Here is an 18,729-nt window from a genome sequence, read left to right on the forward strand (position 1 = left end):
GAGTTTTATTTACACACCGGACGCTAGATGCCAGTCTACAGCATGACGGGATATGCCAGCGCCAGCTCGCAGCCCTCCGCCCCCAGTGAAAACACTGCGGTCTCCAATGCCAGCCCTCATGCCGGCGTCACGGTTGAACTGCGCTCGGTCAACGGCCGTTTCCTGGACCTGAGCCTGCGCATGCCCGAAGAGTTGCGCGGACTCGAACCCGCCCTGCGCGAACTGCTGACCAGCAAGCTCAAGCGCGGCAAGGTGGAGATGCGCATCAACACCCAGCGCGAAGGCGACGGCGCCTGGCCGCAGCCGCAGGCGGATCAACTCAACAAGCTCTCAAGACTGGAAAGCACGGTGCAAAGCTGGCTGCCGAAGGCGCAGCCGCTGTCGGTGCACGAAGCCTTGCAATGGTGCAAAGGCGGCGGTTCCGCCACCGAAAAACTCGACGAACCGGCCCTGGAAGCCGCCCGCCAATGCGTGGCAGGCTTGCTGGAAGCCCGCGAACGTGAAGGCGAGAAGCTGGTCGCCATTTTGATGGAGCGCATCGCCCGCCTGCGCGAATTGGCCGATGCGGCCGAGCCGATGCTGCCGGCCATCGTGCAACGTCAACAACAGCGCTTTTTGGAGCGCTGGCAAGAGGCGCTGGCCACCACCGGGGCGGCCCAGACGATTCCGGAAGAAAACCTGCGTGAGCGCGCGCTGAATGAAGCCGCCGCCTACGCCATCCGCATCGACGTGGCCGAGGAACTAGCTCGCCTGCGCGCGCACCTAGAAGAAATCGCCCGCCTGCTCAAAAAGGGTGGCGAAATCGGCAAACGCCTGGACTTCCTGATCCAAGAACTGCACCGCGAAGCCAACACCTTGGGCTCCAAGGCCGCAGCGCTGGAGCTGACCAATATCTCGGTGGAGATGAAGGTCGCCGTGGAGCAATTGCGCGAGCAAGTGCAGAACATCGAATAAACATACAACCGGCAACACTCCGCATGGAATACCCAGGCAATCTCTTCGTCGTTTCGGCCCCCAGCGGCGCCGGCAAATCCAGCTTGGTCAAGGCCTTGCTGGAACTGGACGCCAAGCTGGACGTCTCGATCTCGCACACCTCGCGCGCGCCACGTGGCCAAGAACAACATGGCCGCGAATACTGGTTCACCAGCGCGGAAGATTTCCGCGCCATGGCCGATCGCGGCGAGTTCTTCGAATGGGCCGAGGTGCATGGCAACCTCTACGGCACCTCGCGCGCCGCCATCGAAGCCCGCATGGCGCATGGCGATGATGTGGTGCTGGAGATCGACTTCCAAGGCGCGCTGCAGATCAAACAGCTCTTCCCCTACGCGGTCTTGGTCTTCATCTTGCCGCCCAGCTGGGATGAGTTGGAGCAGCGCCTGAAGCGCCGTGGCGACACCCAGCCCGAGGTCATCGCCAAGCGCATGGCCAATGCCCGCGTAGAAGTGGCGCAGGCCCAAAACTTCGACTTTGTGGTCGTGAATGCGGTTTTTGATACCGCAGTTTTCGATTTGAAGGCGATTGTTCATGCGCAGCGGTTAAAATACGCGGCTCAGCGCAGAAACCGCTCGGCCGTGTTTACGGCCCTAGACCTCCCTTGAGTCGCACAAGCGCCTTCTGCTCTCGAATATTTTTGAACACCTGACCTGGAAAATTCATATGGCCCGCATCACTGTTGAAGACTGCCTGACCAAGATCCCGAACCGCTTCCAGCTGGTGCTTGCCGCGACTTACCGCGCTCGCATGCTGAGCCAAGGTCACACCCCCAAGATCGAAAGCAAGAACAAGCCCGGCGTGACCGCTCTGCGCGAAATCGCCGCAGGCGAAGTCGGCATCGAGATGCTGCGCAAAGTGCCGGTCTGAGCGCCAGCGCCTCAACACCGAGTTGAATCAACGGGCACCTTCGGGTGCCCGTTGTCGTTTCCATGCCCTTTCAGCCATGCTCTCTGCTGCTGATGCGGTAAATTAGGCCCATGGGTTTTCGATCATTTGCTGTCTCTCGCCTGCCCGCCGCCTTGAGCGGCCTGTCCGGCCTACGCGCAACGCCCGAGCCAACCGAGGCCGAGGCGGCATCGTTTGACGCCCTGGTCCATCGCCTGAGCTATCTGCCCAAGGCCGACATCAAGCGCATTCGCGAAGCCTACAAGTTCGCAGACGAAGCCCATCTGGGACAGTTCCGCGCCAGCGGCGAGCCCTACATCACGCACCCGATTGCGGTCGCCGGCATTTGTGCTGAATGGCGCCTAGACGCACAAGCCATCATGGCCGCGCTGATGCATGACGCCATGGAGGACTGCGGCGTCACCAAGACCGAGTTGATCGAGCGCTTCGAGGCGCCCACCGCAGAGTTGGTCGATGGCTTGACCAAGTTGGACAAGCTGCAGTTCTCCACCAAGGAAGAATCGCAGGCCGAGTCCTTCCGCAAGATGCTGCTGGCCATGGCGCGCGATGTGCGGGTCATTCTGATCAAGCTGGCCGACCGTTTGCACAATATGCGCACCATGGAGGCCATGGCCGCACACAAGCGCCGCCGCATCGCCCGTGAAACGCTGGATATCTACGCTCCCATCGCCCATCGCCTGGGTCTGAATCAGATCTATCGCGAGCTACAAGACCTCTCATTTCAGCACAACAACCCCTGGCGTCATGCGGCGCTGGACAAAGCCATCACCAAGGCGCGCGGCAATCGCCGCGATTTGGTGTCGCGTATTGAGCGGGATGTGTTGAAGGCGTTTGAGCACAGCACCCACAAAGTCGAGATCCATGGTCGCGAGAAGACGCTCTATTCGATCTACAAAAAGATGAAAGACAAGCACCTGAGCTTTGCCCAGGTGAGCGACATCTTTGGCTTTCGTATCGTGGTGGATGACTTGCCGCAGTGCTATCTGAGCCTGGGCGTGCTGCATCAGCTCTACAAGCCGCAGCCGGGTCGCTTCAAGGACTACATCGCCATCCCCAAGCCGAATGGCTATCAATCGCTGCACACCACCCTGGTGAGCCCGCTGGGCACGCCGGTGGAGTTCCAGATCCGCACCGAGGCCATGCATATGGTGGCCGAAAAAGGTGTGGCCGCGCATTGGCTCTACAAGAACGCCGGCAACAACCAAAGCGCTCAAAGCGCCCAACAGATGGGCTCACGCTGGTTGCAGTCCTTGATTGACATTCAAGACGAAACACGCGACGCCAATGAGTTCTTAGAACACGTCAAGATCGACCTGTTCCCCGATGCGGTCTATGTGTTCACGCCCAAGTCCAAGATCATGGCCTTGCCCAAAGGCGCCACGCCGGTGGACTTTGCGTATGCCATCCACTCCGATGTGGGCGACCATTGCGTGGCGGCGCAAATCAATGGCGAACCGGTGCCTTTGCGCACCGAGTTGCGCAGCGGCGATGTGATCGAGATCGTCACCGCCGCCGGGGCACGCCCCAACCCCGCTTGGCTCAGCTTTGTACGAACTGGCCGAGCGCGCTCCAAGATCCGTCACTTCCTGAAGAATCTGGAGCAGGAAGAGTCGCGCGATTTGGGCGAAAAAATGCTCTCCCAAGCCTTGCGCGCCGAAGGCTTGGCCTTGCCCAGTTTGAACGATGAGGAAGCGCATGACGCGCAACTCTGGCAACAACTGGCCCGCTGGGCCGGCAATCGCCATGTGGACGAACTCTTGGTCGAGATCGGCCTGGGCCGCAAGATCGCCAGCATCGTGGCCAAGAAGTTGGCGCGCATGTTGGCCGAGCAAGGACAGCGGCCAGATGCTGTGATGCTGAGCATGGGCCGTTTTGCGGCCGACGATGCGCCAGCCCAAGGCCAGGTCACCCTAGACGGCAGCGAGGGCGCCTCGGTGCGCCTGGCCAGCTGCTGCCGCCCCATCCCTGGGGATGAAATCAAAGGCTATCTGGGTCGCGGCGAAGGCTTGCTGGTGCACACCGCCGAATGCGCGGTGGGCCGACGACTCTTCCAGCGCGACAGCGAGCACTGGATTGCGGTGAGTTGGTCTGAGGAACTGACCCGCCCCTTTGAGGCCGCCGTGTCCATTCTCTTGAACAATGGCAAGGGCGTGCTCGCTCAGGTGGCGGCTGCAGTGAGCTCAGCAGAGGCCGACATCACCCATATCGTGATGAATGACGAATCTCAGCAGCGCGAAACCGCCGAGATGAATCTGCTGCTGTCGGTGCGCGACCGTCTGCACCTGGCCGATGTTTTGCGCACCTTGAAGCGCTCGCCGGTAGTGCTGCGGGTTTGGCGCGTCAAGCCTTGAGTTTCAGGACTTGCTGGGTGCGGGGTAGCAGACCTCCAGCACCTCAATCTGCTCGACGCCGCCCGGCGTCATCAGTTGCAACTCGTCGCCCACACGCGACTTCAAGAGCACCCGAGCGATGGGCGCGACCCAAGACACCTCACCAGCCAAACTGTCCGACTCGTCAATGCCTTTGATGGTGATGGTGCGCTCATCGCCTTTGGCATTGCAGTAGGTGACCGTGGCACCAAAGAAGACCTGCTCACTGCCATGATGGACGCTGGGATCGGCCACCTCGGCCAGATCCAGCCGCTTACTAAGAAAACGCAGGCGGCGGTCAATCTCACGCAGCCGCTTTTTGCCATACAAGTAGTCGCCGTTCTCCGAGCGGTCGCCGTTCTTTGCCGCCCAAGACACGATCTCGACGATCTTGGGACGCTCCTCGTCCAACAGCGTCATGAACTCCGCCCGCATGCGCGCATAGCCCGCTGGCGTCATGTAGTTGCGTGTGCCCTGCGGCAACGCAGGCAGGCCGACTTCGTCGTCATCGCCGTCTTGCTGCTCGTTTTCCTTGGTGAATGCCTTGCTCATGGGGTGTATTGTCGTACCAACAAAACCCATTGACTCGAACCATGCCCTCGCCTACATCCCATTGCGGCCCCCTTCAGGGGTTGCGCGTGATCGAAATGGCCGGCATCGGCCCGGCGCCCTTTTGCGGCATGCTGCTTGCCGATATGGGTGCCGATGTCATCGTGATTGAGCGCCCCGCTGCACTAAAGGCGCTCAACACGGGTGAAGCGATGAATCGCGGCAAGCGTTCGATTCGCCTGGACCTCAAACAAGATGCTGGATTGCAGGCCGCCATCGCCTTGATCAACGATGCCGCCGTCCTGATCGAAGGCTATCGGCCAGGCGTGATGGAGCGCCTGGGTTTGGGGCCTGCTGTTTTTGAAGGGGGCAATCCACGCCTGGTTTACGGACGCGTAACCGGTTGGGGCCAGACTGGGCCTCTCGCCCAAGCACCGGGACATGACATCAACTATGTCGCCCTGACAGGCATTGCTTCACTCTCTGCGCGCCCAGGCAATGCGCCTAGCGTTCCGGCCACGGTCATTGGCGACATGGCTGGAGGTGGCATGTTCCTCGCTTTTGGCTTGCTGTGTGCCATTTTGGAGTCTCAACACTCGGGTCGCGGCCAAATCGTCGATGCCGCCATGATCGACGGGGTGGGCACTTTGAGTGCACTGATTCATTCGATGCGAGGGAACGGACTCTGGCCGACGGAAGATGCACACAACCTATTCATGCACCGATCTCCCTTTTACGATGCTTTTGAATGCGCGGATGGCGGATTCATTACATTGGCAGCCATCGAGTCGCAGTTCTTCAAGGAAATGCTTCGCCTGCTCGAATTAGGCGATGTGAACCCGGCCAGCCAGTTCGACACAAGCCAGTGGCCCGCGTTGCGCGCACGGGTCGCCGAGCGCATACGCAGCCGGACACGAAGTGAGTGGATTCAGCGACTTGAGGGTAGCGATGCCTGCTTTGCGCCAATCCTGAGCCTGGATGAGGCGGCTCAACATCCACACCAGCAGGCTCGTGGAAATTTCTTCCGCGTCAAGGACCAATGGCAGCCGGCGGCGTCGCCACGTTTTTCCCGCAGCCAGCCACGCACACCGCAAGCAAGCCCGGTCGCAGGCAGCCACACGCAAGAGGTTTTGGCGGCCCTGGGCTTGCCGCCAGAACTGATCGCACAAGCCTGCGCCCTTGAAACCGCTGCGGGCAAATGCGTAGCCAGGGGCAAAGAGGTTTGCGCCCACCAAACTTGAAACCCAACACTAGAGAAAAACCAAGTCAGGCCAGGCCAGAACGGAAAAAGGGCCAGTGATTTCTCACTGACCCTTCTCTCTTTTTATTAGTTTGGTGCGGCTGGCAGGATTCGAACCCACGACCCCTTGGTTCGTAGCCAAGTACTCTATCCAACTGAGCTACAGCCGCTCCAAGCCCTCTACTATAGCATTGATTTTTAATTCAACACAAGAGGAAAAACGATTTGCGTCAAAAAATTCTTTTCAAAACTTCTCGCCGCTTTTTTCAAAAAAGCTTTGCCTGACTTTTAATCAGACTCGGAAACAGAACTCTTGACGAGTATCTACCCTCGATTTGAGATATTGAAAAAGGGCCAGCGATTAATCACAGACCCTTGTTTCTATTCTTCTTGTTTTGGTGCGGCTGGCAGGATTCGAACCCACGACCCCTTGGTTCGTAGCCAAGTACTCTATCCAACTGAGCTACAGCCGCGAAGCCTTGCACTATAGCATGACTTTCACGAGCACGACAAGAATTTGCCACATATTTGCATTACTGGACCAAGGCGGCTGCTTCGTGGCAGCGCGCGCGGCGCTCTTGATTGCCGTCGTGGTCAGCCATCTGCGCCAGCATCAGCCAGCTGCGGCGCCGCGCTGCCGCTGACATTTCGCGGTCATCACAAACCTGCTCCAGCATCAGGCGCGCCTTGCCCCACAACTGGCGCTCGGCCAGCGCATGACCCAAGGCATAGGCCAAGTACTTGTCACGGGGGAAGCGCTGCACCGACAACTCCAGGCGCTGCAGCCACTCCGGCCCCAGGCCAGGCAATACCTGAACCAAGGCCTCGGCCAGAACCATGCGCTCGTCGGCCGGCATCTCGGCCACATCGTCCCAGAAGGGGCGCAACCAGCCACGCCCATCATCAGGCGCACCCAGCAGTCCGGCGCGCTGCGCGGCCCGCGCAGCCACCAGCACATCGCGCCGATCTGCGCCATCCAACTGCAGCCAAACGGTACGGAGTTGATCCACATCGCGTGCACCATCCAAGGCTTCAAAAGCCAAAGAACGAAGCAAGCCCTGGGCCGCCACCTTGGAGAAACCCTGGTGCTTGGCCAGCAGTCGAGCGGTACGCAAAGCTTCGAGGGACTGCTTGGCCAAGCGACTAGCCTGAAGCTTCAAGCGCAGGGCCTGCGTGCGGCGTGCCACGCCGGGGCTCAAATCCGTCAGCAACTCAAGCGCCCGGCTAGCATCACGGTCATCCAAGGCCCACTCTGCGGCCAACAACAAGGCCCCCTCCTCTTGCGGCCGAGTGCTGGCACTGCGCCGAGATACATCAAGTGCCAGTTGTAATTGCTCATCACGCCGGCGCCGGTCTTGCAAGCGATGGGCGCTGCTTGCGGCCAGCAAATGTCCCAAGGCCAAGAAACCTGCGTCTTGGGACAAATCCGGTGTTTGCGAATGAATACTCAGGGCTCGCTGAGCCGCTTTTTGAGCGCGTCCATAACGCGCACCAAAAAACTCAGCCAGAGACTCACGCAGCGCCAACTGAGCGGTGCGCTCACGTTGAGCCAGTCGCCACTCCCGAGCACGTCGCGGCAGGCTGGTCAAGGAATGCAGGGTTTGGATCGCCGTAACAAAGGCGAAGCAACTGCCCACCAAGACCAGCAAAAACAGGTTCAAAGAGACATCCAAACGCCAGCCATTCCAGTAAAAACTGGCAAGCCCGTCATTGCGTCCCAGCACCAAGGCCGCAACAACAGCTACTGCGAAAAGCAAGACCAACCAAATGACGGTACGCATCCAGCCGCTCCCGTCTTAGCGCCCGGCCGCTGCAGCGGTCAGCGCAGCCAGCGTGTCATCCGGACGCGGTACATTGACTTGGCGCGCTTGACCCGCCACCTGGCGCATCAAGTCCGCCGCCGACGCCACCTTGCGCGAACGGGCATCAAAATAACGCCCCAACATTTCCTGAGAATCGCGCAAATCCGACTGCGCCGTATCGAACTGCCGGCTGAGCAGGGCCAGTCTTGCGTTCAACAAGCGAAGCTTCAAGTTTTCACGCAAGAAATAGGACTGATCCGGCGCCAACAGCGCAGCCTCCGGATGATCGATGCGGGTGACGCGCAACAGAGTTCGCGCCTCACCCCAGACCAAGCCGGCGCCTTCGGTGAGCGTCTTTTGCGCCTGCCGGAGCCATTCAGCAACCGAGCCACCGGCAGCCTCAGGTGCTGGGCTCGCTGCAGCAGGTGCGGCCTTGCGAGCCTGAGGTTTTTCCTCGCGCAAAGGGGTGGCCTGGGTCGCTTTGCTGTCAGCATTGGAGAGCAAGGGCAACTCGTCGAGCAGACGAACGACTTCGTCCAGCTTGATGGTCAAGGTGGAGATATCGACCACGCTGACCGCTTTGACACGCTCCAAGTCCCGCGAAACCGCACGGCGCACGCCTTCCATACGAGGCTGCTTGTAGCGCAGCAGGCGTTCATCTGCTTGGCGCAGTGTCGCAATCAAAGGTTCGGCACTGCCGGTGATGCTTGACTGCTGCAGCGCAACCCGGATCGAGGCTTCAATGTCGCCGATCACGTTTTCGTCCCTGGAGCGAGACATCGACTGGATCAAATCCTCCAACTGCCCTCGCTGCAAAGACACTTCGGCGAGCCGAGCCTCCAACAAGGCGACTTTGGCTGCGTTATCCCGGGTCAAGTCTTGAGACTGGCGAGCCAAGGCACGAGCTTCACCCGCATCCGTTTGCACGGTGGCTTGGCGCCGTACCAACTCCTGCTCCAGTGACTGCTGGCGACTCAGGCTTTGCCAGGCCAAGCCTAGCCCCGCCAAGGAGGTCAGGGACAGCACGATGACGCTTGCCGGCACCCAAGTGGGCAAGGAGGCCGGCGCGGAAACCGCAGGAGCAGCAGCGCTCGCGGATGCGACCGTTTCACTCACCGGGGCGGCAGTATCTATGGGGTTGGGATAGTTATCGCTCACAGTGAAAACGATTGTAGGCGTCACCCTTGCATCGCACGGAAGGCTTCCACCACCGAGGACGCTTCGGGTCGCGCCAAAACCACAAGCCCCAATCCCAGCGTACGCGCGCGGGCCGCGATCCGCTCATGGGTCGCAATGCAAGAAGCCCGACTCCAATCGGTCGCCGGTGGCGCCAAACCTTGCAAATTGCCAATCGCCTCGGCGCTGCTGAACAGCCAGACATGCCGCTCCGGCCTTTGCAGAATCTGCGCCAGCAGGGTTTGGCCGGAGGCATCCAAGCTGGGGCTGCGGCGCTGGTAGACATTGAAGGCCAGGGTTTGAGCGCCAGCTTCGCGCAGTCGCTCGGCCAACCATTCACGCCCCCCATCGCCTCGAAGCATCAGGCAGCGGCGCCCCTGCCAAGGCCCGCGTTGTTGAAGCTGCGGCCAAAGATGCTCCGAGTCCAGGCTGGCCGCGCCGAGCGGCGGCTGGACAATCTGATCAGCGGGCACGCCTTCGGCCAGCAAGGCTTTAGCACTGCCCGGACCGACACAGGCCGCCAGGGTTTGGGCCGGCCACACCCTCCCAGCCGGACGATGGGCAAAGAACTGCGACACGGCATTCGGACTGACAAACATCGCCATGCCCGCGCCGGGTAGTTCCTGCCAAGCCGCCGAAGCTGCTGAACCGTCGCTGGGAACAATGTCAATCAAGGGCAAGCTGAGCGCGTCAACGCCGAACTGCGCCAAGCGGCTCAACCAATCGAGCGTTTGCTGCCGAGGGCGTGTCAGAACAAGCCGGGCGCCAGACACCAAGCAGCCCTTCCTTCAGCCTTGCGGCAGATAAGCCGCGGCGCCGAGATCCCGCAAAGCCTGAGCGGCGCGTTCGCCAAAGGCCAAAGCTTCACCCACGGACCCCACTTCGGCATTCAGCGTGGCCTTGAGCAAAGGGCGATCGGTTTGCTCGGCATCGCCCAGCGCCACGTTCATCTGCAAGACTGCCCCTTCCCAATGGGCATGTGCGGCCAGGGGCATGCTGCAACTGCCGCCCAAGCTGCGCGAAACGGCACGCTCGGCCTGCGTGGCCAGCCAGGTCGGCCGATGAATCAGCCCCGCCAACTGCTGCTTCAGACGCCCAGCGTCCGCTCGAACCTCCAGACCCAGCGCGCCTTGGCCGGCGCATGGAATCATCTCTTGGGTGTCGAAACGGCTGCGAATGCGTTCCGCCAAGCCGAGTCGCATCAGCCCTGCAGCGGCCAGCACAATGGCGTCATAGCCGCCCTCGTCCAGCTTGCGCAAGCGAGTGTCCAGATTGCCTCGAAGCGGCTCAATCCGCAGATCGGGCCGCAAGGCCTTCAACTGCACGACGCGGCGCAGACTGGAGGTACCGACCAGCGCGCCCAATGGCAACTCACTGAAATGGGCATAGCGCGCAGAAACAAAGGCATCGCGCGGATCTTCGCGCTCCAGAATCGCCGCCAGCTCAAAGCCCTCGGGCAACTCCATCGGCACATCCTTCAAGGAATGCACCGCCAACTGGGCGCGCCCCTCTTCAAGTGCGGTCTCGAGCTCCTTGACGAACAAGCCCTTGCCGCCCACCTTGGACAGGCTGCGGTCCAGGATTTGATCGCCCCGGGTCGTCATGCCCAGCAGGTTGACTTTCAGTCCCAGGTCCTGCTCCAACAGGGACTTCACGTATTCGGCCTGCCAAAGCGCCAGACGGCTTTCGCGCGTCGCAATGGTAATGGTTTCACTCATGGGGCGAATGCTAGCAGGCAGGCCCACGGCAAGCGGCATCGCCGCGCCCGATGAGCCTCGCAGGCGCATTAGGCAGAGCTCCCGTTAAACCCGCTTGGGAGAACGCCGAAGAAACTGTTAAAGTCAGAAGCATGTAACTTGGTTACATCCTGGTTTCACCCTTTTGACGAGCCCCGCCATGCCGCCCAAGTCCCCAGTGTCCGCAAAAAGAGTCCCTGCAAAATCCTCCGCGCCCAAGCTGGCCGGCACCGACAAAAACCAACCGCTGATGGACGACATCCGTCTGCTGGGGCGGATTCTGGGTGAAGTGATTCGGGAACAAGAGGGCCGCGAGGTCTACGAACTGGTGGAGCGCATCCGCAAGTTGTCGGTCGCCTATCGCCACAAGGCCGATGCGCAGGCGGGCAAAAGCTTTGACAAGCTGCTCAAGAGCCTGAGCGGCGAACACGCGGTGAGCGTGATTCGTGCCTTCAGCTACTTCTCGCACCTGGCCAATATCGCCGAAGACCGGCACCATGTCCGTCGGCGCGAGATTCACGAGCGTGCGGGCAGCCTGCAAGCTGGTTCCTTGGGCTTTGCGCTGGAGCGTTTGCACGAAGCCGGCGTGCGACCCGCCGAGATTGCCAAAACCTTGCACCACGGCTTCATCTCCCCGGTGCTGACCGCACACCCGACCGAGGTGCAACGCAAGAGCATCTTGGACGCGGAACGTGCGGTGGCCGAACTGGTGGAGCAGCGCGACGCCCTGCACACCGAACGAGAAAAGCGCGACAACGAAGCGCTGATCCGCGCGCGGGTCACCCAGCTCTGGCAGACCCGCATGCTGCGCTACAGCAAGCTGACCGTGGCCGACGAAATCGAGAACGCGCTCTCCTACTACCAGTCGACCTTTCTGTGCCAGATTCCCAAGCTGTACGCCGAGTTGGAAGAAGCCCTGCCCGGCCACGACTTTCCCAGCTTTTTACGCATGGGCCACTGGATCGGTGGAGATCGCGACGGCAACCCGAATGTGACGGCCACCACATTGCGCTATGCGCTTTCGCATCAGAGTGAAGTGGCCCTGCGCCACTACCTGACCGAGATGCACGAACTCGGCGCCGAGTTGTCCATTTCCGCCCGCTTGGCCCAGGTTTCGCCAGAAATGCAAGCCTTGGCCGAACGCAGCCCGGATCGCAACGAGCACCGCATGGACGAACCCTACCGTCGCGCCTTGACGGGCATGTACGCGCGCGCCGCGGCCACCTTGCACCAGCTGACCGGCACCGAGGCACTGCGCCATGCCGTCGCTCCTCAGGAGCCTTATGCCGGCCCCGATGAACTGCTGGCCGACCTGCGGGTGATTGAGGCCTCTTTGCGCAGCCATCATGCGCAAGCCCTGATTGCGCCGCGCCTGAAGCCGCTGATTCGCGCCGTTCGGGTGTTCGGCTTCCATCTGGCCACCTTGGACCTGCGCCAAAGCTCGGACCAACACGAAGCGGTGGTGACCGAGTTGTTTCAAGCTGCCCGTATCGAAGACAACTACGCCGGCCTGAGCGAGAGCCAAAAGCGTGAGTTGCTGATGCGCCTGCTGAACGACGCCCGCCCGCTGCGTGTGCATGGCGCGGACTACAGCGAACGCAGTCGCACCGAGTTGGCCATCTTTGAAGCCGCCCGCGAATCACTGCAGCGCTTTGGCCGCGAGTCCTTGCGCCACTACATCATCTCGCACACCGAGTCGGTCAGCGACCTCTTGGAGGTCTTGCTGCTGCTCAAGGAGGTCGGCCTGCTGCGCGGCACGCTGGATGGCGCGGCGACCAGCGACCTGATCGTCTCGCCACTGTTTGAAACCATTGGCGACCTGCGCGAAGCGCCGGTCATCATGCAAGAGTTTTACGCGCTGCCAGGAGTGGCCGAGATGCTGGTGCGCAGCGGCGCCGAGCAAGACATCATGCTGGGCTACTCCGACTCCAACAAAGACGGCGGCGTGTTCACCAGCAGCTGGGAACTCTATCGGGCGGAGATTGCACTGGTGGAGATGTTTGAGGCCCTGCGCGCCCAACACGGCATCACCTTGCGCCTCTTCCACGGTCGCGGCGGCACCGTGGGTCGCGGCGGCGGCCCCAGCTACCAAGCCATCCTGGCCCAGCCCCCGGGGACCGTGAATGGTCAAATCCGACTGACCGAACAAGGCGAAGTGATTGCCTCCAAGTACGCCAACCCCGAGATCGGTCGCCGCAATCTGGAAACCCTGGTGGCGGCCACGCTCGAGGCGACGCTGCTGCACCCCACCAAGAACGCGCCCAAGAGCTTTCTGGAAGCCGCTCAATCACTCTCGGATGCCAGTTTCAAGGCCTATCGTGGCCTGGTCTATGGCACCGAGGGCTTTGCCGACTACTTCTTCGCGGCCACGCCGATTCGGGAAATTGCCGAGCTGAACATCGGCTCGCGTCCGGCCTCGCGCAAAGCCACACGCGCCATCGAAGATCTGCGCGCGATTCCCTGGGGCTTCAGCTGGGGCCAAAGCCGTGTTGCCTTGCCCGGTTGGTGCGGTTTCGGTTCTGCGGTGATGGGCTTCCTGGGGGCCGAGGGCAGCGAGCAGTACTCGCAAAATCTGGCCTTGCTCAAGCGCATGCTCAAGCAGTGGCCCTTCTTCCGCACGCTCTTGTCGAATCTGGACATGGTGCTGGCCAAGACCGATTTGGGCATCGCCGAGCGTTACGTGGATCTGGTCGAGAACAAGCGCCTGGGCAAGAAAATTTTTGCCGCCGTTCAGCAAGAGTTCAATCGCACCCAGTTGGCGCTGAACCTGATCACCGGCGATGCCCAGCGTCTGGCCGGCAATCCGGCGCTGGCACGGTCCATCGAACATCGATTCCCCTACATCGACCCCTTGAACCATTTGCAGGTGGAGCTGATGCGTCGTTATCGCGCCGTCCCCGCGGAGAAACGCGCAGAAGACACGGCCATGGAGCGGGTGCAGCGCGGCATCCATTTGTCGATCAACGGTATTGCGGCCGGTTTGCGCAATACCGGCTGAGCGGCAAGGTTCAGGCCCTTCCCCACCGGGGAGGCTTCACCCAGCCAACATAGGCCGTCGCATGACGGCCTTTGTGCTTTCTGGGTGGCACCTTCTGAGCGCGCCTATCGTTTGCGCCAGGGCCGCCCTCGTTGATCAACATCGCAGAAGCTACCCTCAAGCCACTTGCGGCGCAGCCGATAAGCCAAAGGTCAGTCAGCCCGATGGAGCCTCCCTCATGGACCTGTCCAACACCTCTTTGGTCAAGCAAGCTGGATCGGCCACACCCGGTTCCGTGCAAAACGAAGTCCAGCTCACGGTTCTCAAAAAGGCCATGAAACTGCAAGAGCAAGGGATCATGGAGCTGCTCAACGCGGTCCCACCCTCCCCGCCGTTGGCCAGCAGTGGAAGCCTTGGCACACGGCTGAACACCTACGCCTGAGCAGAGTCACACAGCTTCCCACGCTTGCTTTTTCGCGTTGAACTGTTCGCACGGGACAGCTCGTCCGGTAAGCTCAAGCCTGCACACGACCCGTTTGAAGCCGCTGAACCCCGGGGCGAACCCGAAGTTTCAGCGCATCGTTCAGCTTACCGTTCAGCTTACCGTTCAGCTTACCGATCAGCGATAAGGGCAGGCCATGCACGTCGAGACTCCGTATTCCCGCATTGAAGCGCTGGTGGTGGACGATATGGCCACCCAGCAGACCACCTTGCGAGGACAGTTGGGCATGCTGGGCATCGGCAAGATCGATGCAGCCGGTTCGGCCGAAGATGCACTGCGCATGATTCGCAGCAAGGCCTACGGCCTGATCTTGTGCGACTACAACCTCAACCATCGCACCGACGGGCAGCAGCTGTTTGAATTGTTGCGCGAGCAGCAGTTGCTCAGCCCCGACTGCCTGTTCTTCATGATCACCGCAGAGAGCAACTACAACTCGGTGGCGGCGGCCAGCGAGCACATGCCGGACGCCTATCTGCTCAAACCGATCACGGCCGGCGATATTGAAGACCGGCTGAAGAACCAGCTCGACAAACGCCAAGCCTTGCTGGAAATCAACCGCCAGTTGAACAAGAAAGACCTGGGCGCTGCCTTGAACGCCTGCGATACCTTGCTGGGAAAAAAAGATCGCTGGTTCATGCATGCGCTGCAGATCAAGGGCCAGGTCTTGCTGGACTTGGGTTGCCCAGATGACGCCAAGAAGGTCTATCAAGACGCCTTGAATCTGCGCGCTGGGCTGATGTGGGCGCAGATTGGCATGGCCCGTGCGGCCAAGGCGAGCGGCAAGTTTGAAGAGTCCAAGCGCCTGGCCGAAGAAATCCTGGAGAGCCGCGAAGGAGCCAAGTGTTTGGCTGCATTCGATCTGCTGGCCGGCTCGCAAGAAGCGCTCGGCGACGCGGGCGCTGCCCTCCAAACGCTGAAGCAGGCGGCCCAGGTCGTACCCTCGGCCAAGCGCCTGCGTTTGCTGTCTGAAAGTGCCTATCGCAATGATGATCTGGCGACCGCCAAGGCCAGTCTGGCCAAGGCACTGAAATCCAGCCAAGGCGCCATGACGGCCAACTCGCAAGACCTGTTGGGTCTGGCCCAAGCCCAGATCGATATGGGCGAAGCCAAAGAGGCCTTGGAAACTTTGAGCGAAAGCGCGCTGCGCGGCCTGCACAAGCCCGAATTTGACACCGTGGTGCAAGCGCTGCGCGCCCAGGCCCATGCGCTGCTGGGCGAGCACGGACTGGCCCAGAAAGAAGCCAACCAAGCTTTGCTCGGACTGCGCCATGGCAAGGCCGACTTTGCTACCGTGGCGGTGGCGCGTGCCGCTTTGCAAACAGGGCAAGTAGATGCCGGACTGGCCCTCTTGCGCCAATCGGTCAGTGCCGATCATGAGAACAGCCGTATGCAACAACTCATCTGCAAGGCCTTGACCGACACCGGCCATGCCGAGCAGATCGAGGTGATGGTTCGAGCCGCCACGCAGGGCTTGAAAACCCGCTTGTTCGAGGCCAAACGCCTGTTGCGCAGCGGCGAGTTGGACGAAGCATTGAAAGCCATCGAAACCGAGCTGGCCGAGTACCCGGACAACACCACCGTGTTGCTGGAATGCGCGCAAATGAACTGCATGTCCTTGCGCTTGAAGAAAACCGCCGATGAGGGCCGCATCAATCAAGTGCGCGACTACCTGGCCCGACTGGAAAAGCTGTTGCCGGCCAATGACCGCGTCGCGCAGATGCGGCGCTACCTGAGAGAGACGCTGGCTGCGCTGCAAGGCCAGGGGGCATTCGAGATCAGTTCAAGCCGCTCATCTGAGGGCCACTCGGGCCTGGGCAAGCTGAGCCCATGAATCGGGAGTTGCTGGCCCTCTTTGTCCATGACGTCAAGAACCAGCTTGGCGTCTTGGAGGCCGAGTTGAGTCTGCTGGAGGCGGCACCGGACCGCCCGCGCGCCCACCGCGCCCACCAGCATTGCGCCCAACTGCGCCAGCGCCTGATCGCCTACCTGACACTGTACGGTTCGGCGGACAAGCATCTGTACGCACAATGCGCCGATGAGTCCCCTCAAGAGTTCTTGAACAAACTGCTGCGCGTGGACTCTCGCCCCGACGGCGCACCGTTGCGGATTGCTCAACCCCTGATGGCCCCCCCGTTCTGGTACTTCGATGCCCGTCTGGTGCTGCTGGCCATGGAGGCGGCGCTGCACAATGCCTGGCGCTTCGCGCGCAGCGATGTGTGTCTGGATGCGCGTGCCGTCAACGGTTTCTTGGTGCTGTCGGTCGAGGACGATGGGGGCGGTCTGGGTTGCGCCGACCCGTCGGCCCAATCGTCCACGGGACTGGGCATGGAGCTTTGCGCCGCCGTGGCGCGCGCCCACCAACTCAGCGATCGCCCGGGGCGAGTCCGCTTGACCGGCCGACCTCAAGGCACGGGGACTCGCTTCGAGATCTGGCTGCCTTGAGGCCCGCCCGCCGAAACCTCCGCGAGCACAGCCAGCATTGGCGACACCTCATCAACTGCCTTGCGCGGCCAAAGCCTCTCGCACCGCAGCCACCTGCCGCCTGGAAACAGCCAACCAGACATTGACCCCAGCGATACGAACGGCCCACCCTTCGCCGGCCTCCGTGCCGGGCGGCTCCTCATCGGCGCCGGGGCTCGGCGCATGCCGCTCCAACTCTCGCACCGCAGCTTTGGCCACCAAAGCGTTGCGGTGCACACGCAGGAATCGATCCCCCAGTCGCGGCTCCAGATCGGACAAGCTGCCGTCCATCACCAAACTTTGGGTGGCGGTGCGCAGGGTCAGATACTTCAACTCGGCCTTGAAGTACAAAACCTCAGACAGGGGAATGCGGAACAAGCGTCCCCGGTCGCTGACATTGATGACGGCCTCGTCATCCGCCGGCGCCGCCCCGCTCGCAAGGGCGGGGCGAGACTGCACCGCCGCTCGTTCCGCCAAGCGCTGCGCCACACGTTGCAGCGCCGCCTGCAGGCGCTCGCGGCGCACCGGCTTGGTCAGGTAATCGATCGCCTCCAGATCAAAAGCGCGCAGCGCATGTTCGACATGCGCGGTGACGAACACAACGGCCGGGGAGCGCCCCCCTTGCTCCACCTGCTGGCGCAGCGCGTCGGCCAATTGCAGGCCATCCGGACCCGGCATTTGCACGTCCAACAAGACCAGATCGCACGCATGCTCACGCAGCCACTGCTGAGCCTGAGACGCTGAGGCGGCCTCTGCCTCCACCACCACACGCGGATCCACACAAGCTTCCAGCAAGCTGCGCAAACGCAGACGCGCCAAGGGCTCGTCATCGACCAGCAACACTTTGAGCACAGGCGCCAGGGACATGGGCCACACCTCCAAGAATCAGACCATCAATGCGGCAAAACAATCCGCGCCGAGAACTGCCCCTCATCCAGACTCAATTCAAAACGGGCGGCCACATCGTGCATCAGGCGCAGGCGCTGACGGACATTGCGCAAAGCCAAGCCATGGCCAGTCGTCCGCGCGGGCAATCCAACGCTGTTGAGCACCAAAATTTCGACCTCACTGCCGATTCTCCGGGTGCGGATCTGCAGGTCACCGCCGCCGTCATTGGGCTCCACGCCGTGGCGCACCGCATTCTCCACCAAAGGCTGGAGCAGCAAAGGCGGCACTCGAGCGTCACCGGCCGCCGCATCGAGCTGCCAGTGAATGCGCAGCCGTTCACCAAAGCGGATCTGCTCGATATCGAGGTAACGTCGCGCCAACTCGATTTCCTCATCCAGACTGACCACCGTGCTGGAGTCGGCCAGGGCCACCCGGAAGAGCTCGCTCAAGTCTTCCAGCAGACCCTCGGCTTTTTGCGGATCCAGTCGCACCAAGGCAATGGCGCTGTTCAAGGTGTTGAACAAAAAATGGGGCCGAATGCGGGCCTGCAACTCCACCAGTTGCGCCATCGCGTCGGCAGGCCGCTGCAAACGCTGGCGCTGCTTCAGCCACGCCCATAGCAAACCCGCTGTCGCTGCGCCCGCCAAGCCCAGGCTCACCCAACGAAACGCGCCGGTGGGTTCCTGGCTGGCGAGGTTCAGCAATTGCCAGCCCAGCAAGGCGCAAAGCGAGCCCAAACCCATCAAGAGCAAGCCCTGCCAGGGCTCGGCCAAGCGTGCCAACACGCGTTTGGCCGCGCACACCAGCAGCAGCCACAAGAGCAAGGCCGACAAGCTGACCACGGTGCTCACCGCCATCGCCTGCATCCACTGAGCAAAGCTCTTCACCGCCAGCGCCAGCCCCAAAGCCAGCAAGCCCTGCACGCCCAGGACAGCCCGCAACACCAGACCCACATGGCAAACATCAAACACCCGCGCCGCATCAAACAAGGGCGGCAACTGCGCTTGCCCAGGCCCTTGAGAGTCACCGATGCGCGGCTCGAACAAACGATTCACTGATTCATCACCGTGCATCTCCCGATCTGGCCCTTGGCCGAGGTCGGACTTCGATGCAGGTGTTGCGGCCTGCTTT

General features: G+C 61.6%; 16 protein-coding genes and 2 tRNA genes. 9 read left to right on the top strand and 9 right to left on the bottom strand.

From position 1 onward, the window contains the following. The first annotated feature begins 27 nt into the window (after positions 1-27). The 4 genes from ACOVRJ_RS14395 (at position 28) to ACOVRJ_RS14410 (ending at position 4,250) form a co-directional block, all read left to right on the top strand. Complete coding sequence (locus ACOVRJ_RS14395; RefSeq protein WP_422044537.1) at positions 28-954, top strand: YicC/YloC family endoribonuclease; 927 nt, start codon at positions 28-30, stop codon at positions 952-954. Positions 955-977: 23 nt separating this feature from the next. Next, complete coding sequence (gene gmk, locus ACOVRJ_RS14400; RefSeq protein ID WP_422044538.1) at positions 978-1,598, top strand: guanylate kinase; 621 nt, start codon at positions 978-980, stop codon at positions 1,596-1,598. Between the two features lie 58 nt (positions 1,599-1,656). Then, positions 1,657-1,860, top strand: coding sequence for a DNA-directed RNA polymerase subunit omega (gene rpoZ, locus ACOVRJ_RS14405; protein WP_124452325.1), 204 nt, complete (start codon positions 1,657-1,659; stop codon positions 1,858-1,860). Between the two features lie 110 nt (positions 1,861-1,970). Further along, positions 1,971-4,250: a RelA/SpoT family protein gene (locus ACOVRJ_RS14410; protein WP_422044539.1), complete on the top strand. Its 2,280-nt coding sequence runs from the start codon at positions 1,971-1,973 to the stop codon at positions 4,248-4,250. 3 nt (positions 4,251-4,253) lie between these two features. On the opposite strand, the gene greB is transcribed toward ACOVRJ_RS14410, so the two are convergent. After that, positions 4,254-4,820, bottom strand: coding sequence for a transcription elongation factor GreB (gene greB, locus ACOVRJ_RS14415; protein ID WP_422044540.1), 567 nt, complete (start codon positions 4,818-4,820; stop codon positions 4,254-4,256). A gap of 41 nt (positions 4,821-4,861) precedes the next feature. Here greB and ACOVRJ_RS14420 point away from each other — a divergent pair, with 41 nt between their 5' ends. Next, positions 4,862-6,058, top strand: coding sequence for a CaiB/BaiF CoA transferase family protein (locus ACOVRJ_RS14420; RefSeq protein WP_422044541.1), 1,197 nt, complete (start codon positions 4,862-4,864; stop codon positions 6,056-6,058). A 92-nt stretch (positions 6,059-6,150) separates the two neighbouring features. Here ACOVRJ_RS14420 and ACOVRJ_RS14425 read toward each other — a convergent pair. The 6 genes from ACOVRJ_RS14425 to hemC all read right to left on the bottom strand — a co-directional run bounded on the left by ACOVRJ_RS14425 (position 6,151) and on the right by hemC (position 10,753). Continuing rightward, positions 6,151-6,227: transfer RNA gene (locus ACOVRJ_RS14425), tRNA-Arg, on the bottom strand. 226 nt (positions 6,228-6,453) lie between these two features. Continuing rightward, positions 6,454-6,530, bottom strand: a tRNA-Arg gene (locus tag ACOVRJ_RS14430). Between the two features lie 60 nt (positions 6,531-6,590). Next, positions 6,591-7,838, bottom strand: coding sequence for a heme biosynthesis HemY N-terminal domain-containing protein (locus ACOVRJ_RS14435; protein WP_422044542.1), 1,248 nt, complete (start codon positions 7,836-7,838; stop codon positions 6,591-6,593). 15 nt (positions 7,839-7,853) lie between these two features. Beyond that, the gene (locus tag ACOVRJ_RS14440) at positions 7,854-8,975 is read right to left on the bottom strand and encodes a uroporphyrinogen-III C-methyltransferase (protein ID WP_422044543.1); all 1,122 of its coding nucleotides are present in this window, start codon (positions 8,973-8,975) and stop codon (positions 7,854-7,856) included. A 62-nt stretch (positions 8,976-9,037) separates the two neighbouring features. Beyond that, positions 9,038-9,808 (bottom strand): uroporphyrinogen-III synthase, encoded by a 771-nt coding sequence (locus ACOVRJ_RS14445; RefSeq protein ID WP_422044544.1) that lies wholly within the window; start codon positions 9,806-9,808, stop codon positions 9,038-9,040. A 15-nt stretch (positions 9,809-9,823) separates the two neighbouring features. Then, positions 9,824-10,753: a hydroxymethylbilane synthase gene (gene hemC / locus ACOVRJ_RS14450; protein ID WP_422044545.1), complete on the bottom strand. Its 930-nt coding sequence runs from the start codon at positions 10,751-10,753 to the stop codon at positions 9,824-9,826. A 178-nt stretch (positions 10,754-10,931) separates the two neighbouring features. Here hemC and ppc point away from each other — a divergent pair, with 178 nt between their 5' ends. From ppc to ACOVRJ_RS14470, 4 genes are all read left to right on the top strand, one after another. Further along, complete coding sequence (gene ppc, locus ACOVRJ_RS14455; RefSeq protein ID WP_422044546.1) at positions 10,932-13,769, top strand: phosphoenolpyruvate carboxylase; 2,838 nt, start codon at positions 10,932-10,934, stop codon at positions 13,767-13,769. 217 nt (positions 13,770-13,986) lie between these two features. Continuing rightward, the gene (locus ACOVRJ_RS14460; RefSeq protein WP_422044547.1) at positions 13,987-14,190 is read left to right on the top strand and encodes a YjfB family protein; all 204 of its coding nucleotides are present in this window, start codon (positions 13,987-13,989) and stop codon (positions 14,188-14,190) included. Between the two features lie 196 nt (positions 14,191-14,386). Continuing rightward, entirely contained in the window at positions 14,387-16,081 is a 1,695-nt protein-coding gene (locus ACOVRJ_RS14465) for a response regulator (RefSeq protein WP_422044548.1), read from the top strand. Continuing rightward, a complete protein-coding gene (locus ACOVRJ_RS14470; protein ID WP_422044549.1) occupies positions 16,078-16,692 on the top strand; it encodes a sensor histidine kinase in 615 nt (204 codons plus the stop codon). The genes ACOVRJ_RS14465 and ACOVRJ_RS14470 overlap by 4 nt, the downstream gene beginning before the upstream one ends. Before the next feature lie 51 nt (positions 16,693-16,743). On the opposite strand, the gene ACOVRJ_RS14475 is transcribed toward ACOVRJ_RS14470, so the two are convergent. After that, the gene (locus tag ACOVRJ_RS14475; protein WP_422044550.1) at positions 16,744-17,577 is read right to left on the bottom strand and encodes a LytR/AlgR family response regulator transcription factor; all 834 of its coding nucleotides are present in this window, start codon (positions 17,575-17,577) and stop codon (positions 16,744-16,746) included. Between the two features lie 26 nt (positions 17,578-17,603). Next, positions 17,604-18,653, bottom strand: a complete 1,050-nt coding sequence (locus tag ACOVRJ_RS14480; protein ID WP_422044551.1) for a sensor histidine kinase — start codon at positions 18,651-18,653, stop codon at positions 17,604-17,606. Positions 18,654-18,729: the final 76 nt, after the last annotated feature.

The sequence above is a fragment of the Roseateles sp. genome, assembly GCF_049240545.1.
Classification (GTDB): Bacteria; Pseudomonadota; Gammaproteobacteria; order Burkholderiales; family Burkholderiaceae_C; genus Paucibacter_A.

What these genes read in the sequence shown, in the direction of transcription:
- ACOVRJ_RS14420 (WP_422044541.1), top strand. Translation starts at nt 4,862, where the DNA reads ATGCCCTCGCCTACATCCCATTGCGGCCCCCTTCAGGGGTTGCGCGTG.
- ACOVRJ_RS14410 (WP_422044539.1), top strand. Translation starts at nt 1,971, where the DNA reads ATGGGTTTTCGATCATTTGCTGTCTCTCGCCTGCCCGCCGCCTTGAGC.
- ACOVRJ_RS14460 (WP_422044547.1), top strand. Translation starts at nt 13,987, where the DNA reads ATGGACCTGTCCAACACCTCTTTGGTCAAGCAAGCTGGATCGGCCACA.
- gmk (WP_422044538.1), top strand. Translation starts at nt 978, where the DNA reads ATGGAATACCCAGGCAATCTCTTCGTCGTTTCGGCCCCCAGCGGCGCC.
- ACOVRJ_RS14395 (WP_422044537.1), top strand. Translation starts at nt 28, where the DNA reads ATGCCAGTCTACAGCATGACGGGATATGCCAGCGCCAGCTCGCAGCCC.
- ACOVRJ_RS14465 (WP_422044548.1), top strand. Translation starts at nt 14,387, where the DNA reads ATGCACGTCGAGACTCCGTATTCCCGCATTGAAGCGCTGGTGGTGGAC.
- greB (WP_422044540.1), bottom strand. Translation starts at nt 4,820, where the DNA reads ATGAGCAAGGCATTCACCAAGGAAAACGAGCAGCAAGACGGCGATGAC.
- ACOVRJ_RS14475 (WP_422044550.1), bottom strand. Translation starts at nt 17,577, where the DNA reads ATGTCCCTGGCGCCTGTGCTCAAAGTGTTGCTGGTCGATGACGAGCCC.
- hemC (WP_422044545.1), bottom strand. Translation starts at nt 10,753, where the DNA reads ATGAGTGAAACCATTACCATTGCGACGCGCGAAAGCCGTCTGGCGCTT.
- rpoZ (WP_124452325.1), top strand. Translation starts at nt 1,657, where the DNA reads ATGGCCCGCATCACTGTTGAAGACTGCCTGACCAAGATCCCGAACCGC.
- ppc (WP_422044546.1), top strand. Translation starts at nt 10,932, where the DNA reads ATGCCGCCCAAGTCCCCAGTGTCCGCAAAAAGAGTCCCTGCAAAATCC.
- ACOVRJ_RS14470 (WP_422044549.1), top strand. Translation starts at nt 16,078, where the DNA reads ATGAATCGGGAGTTGCTGGCCCTCTTTGTCCATGACGTCAAGAACCAG.
- ACOVRJ_RS14435 (WP_422044542.1), bottom strand. Translation starts at nt 7,838, where the DNA reads ATGCGTACCGTCATTTGGTTGGTCTTGCTTTTCGCAGTAGCTGTTGTT.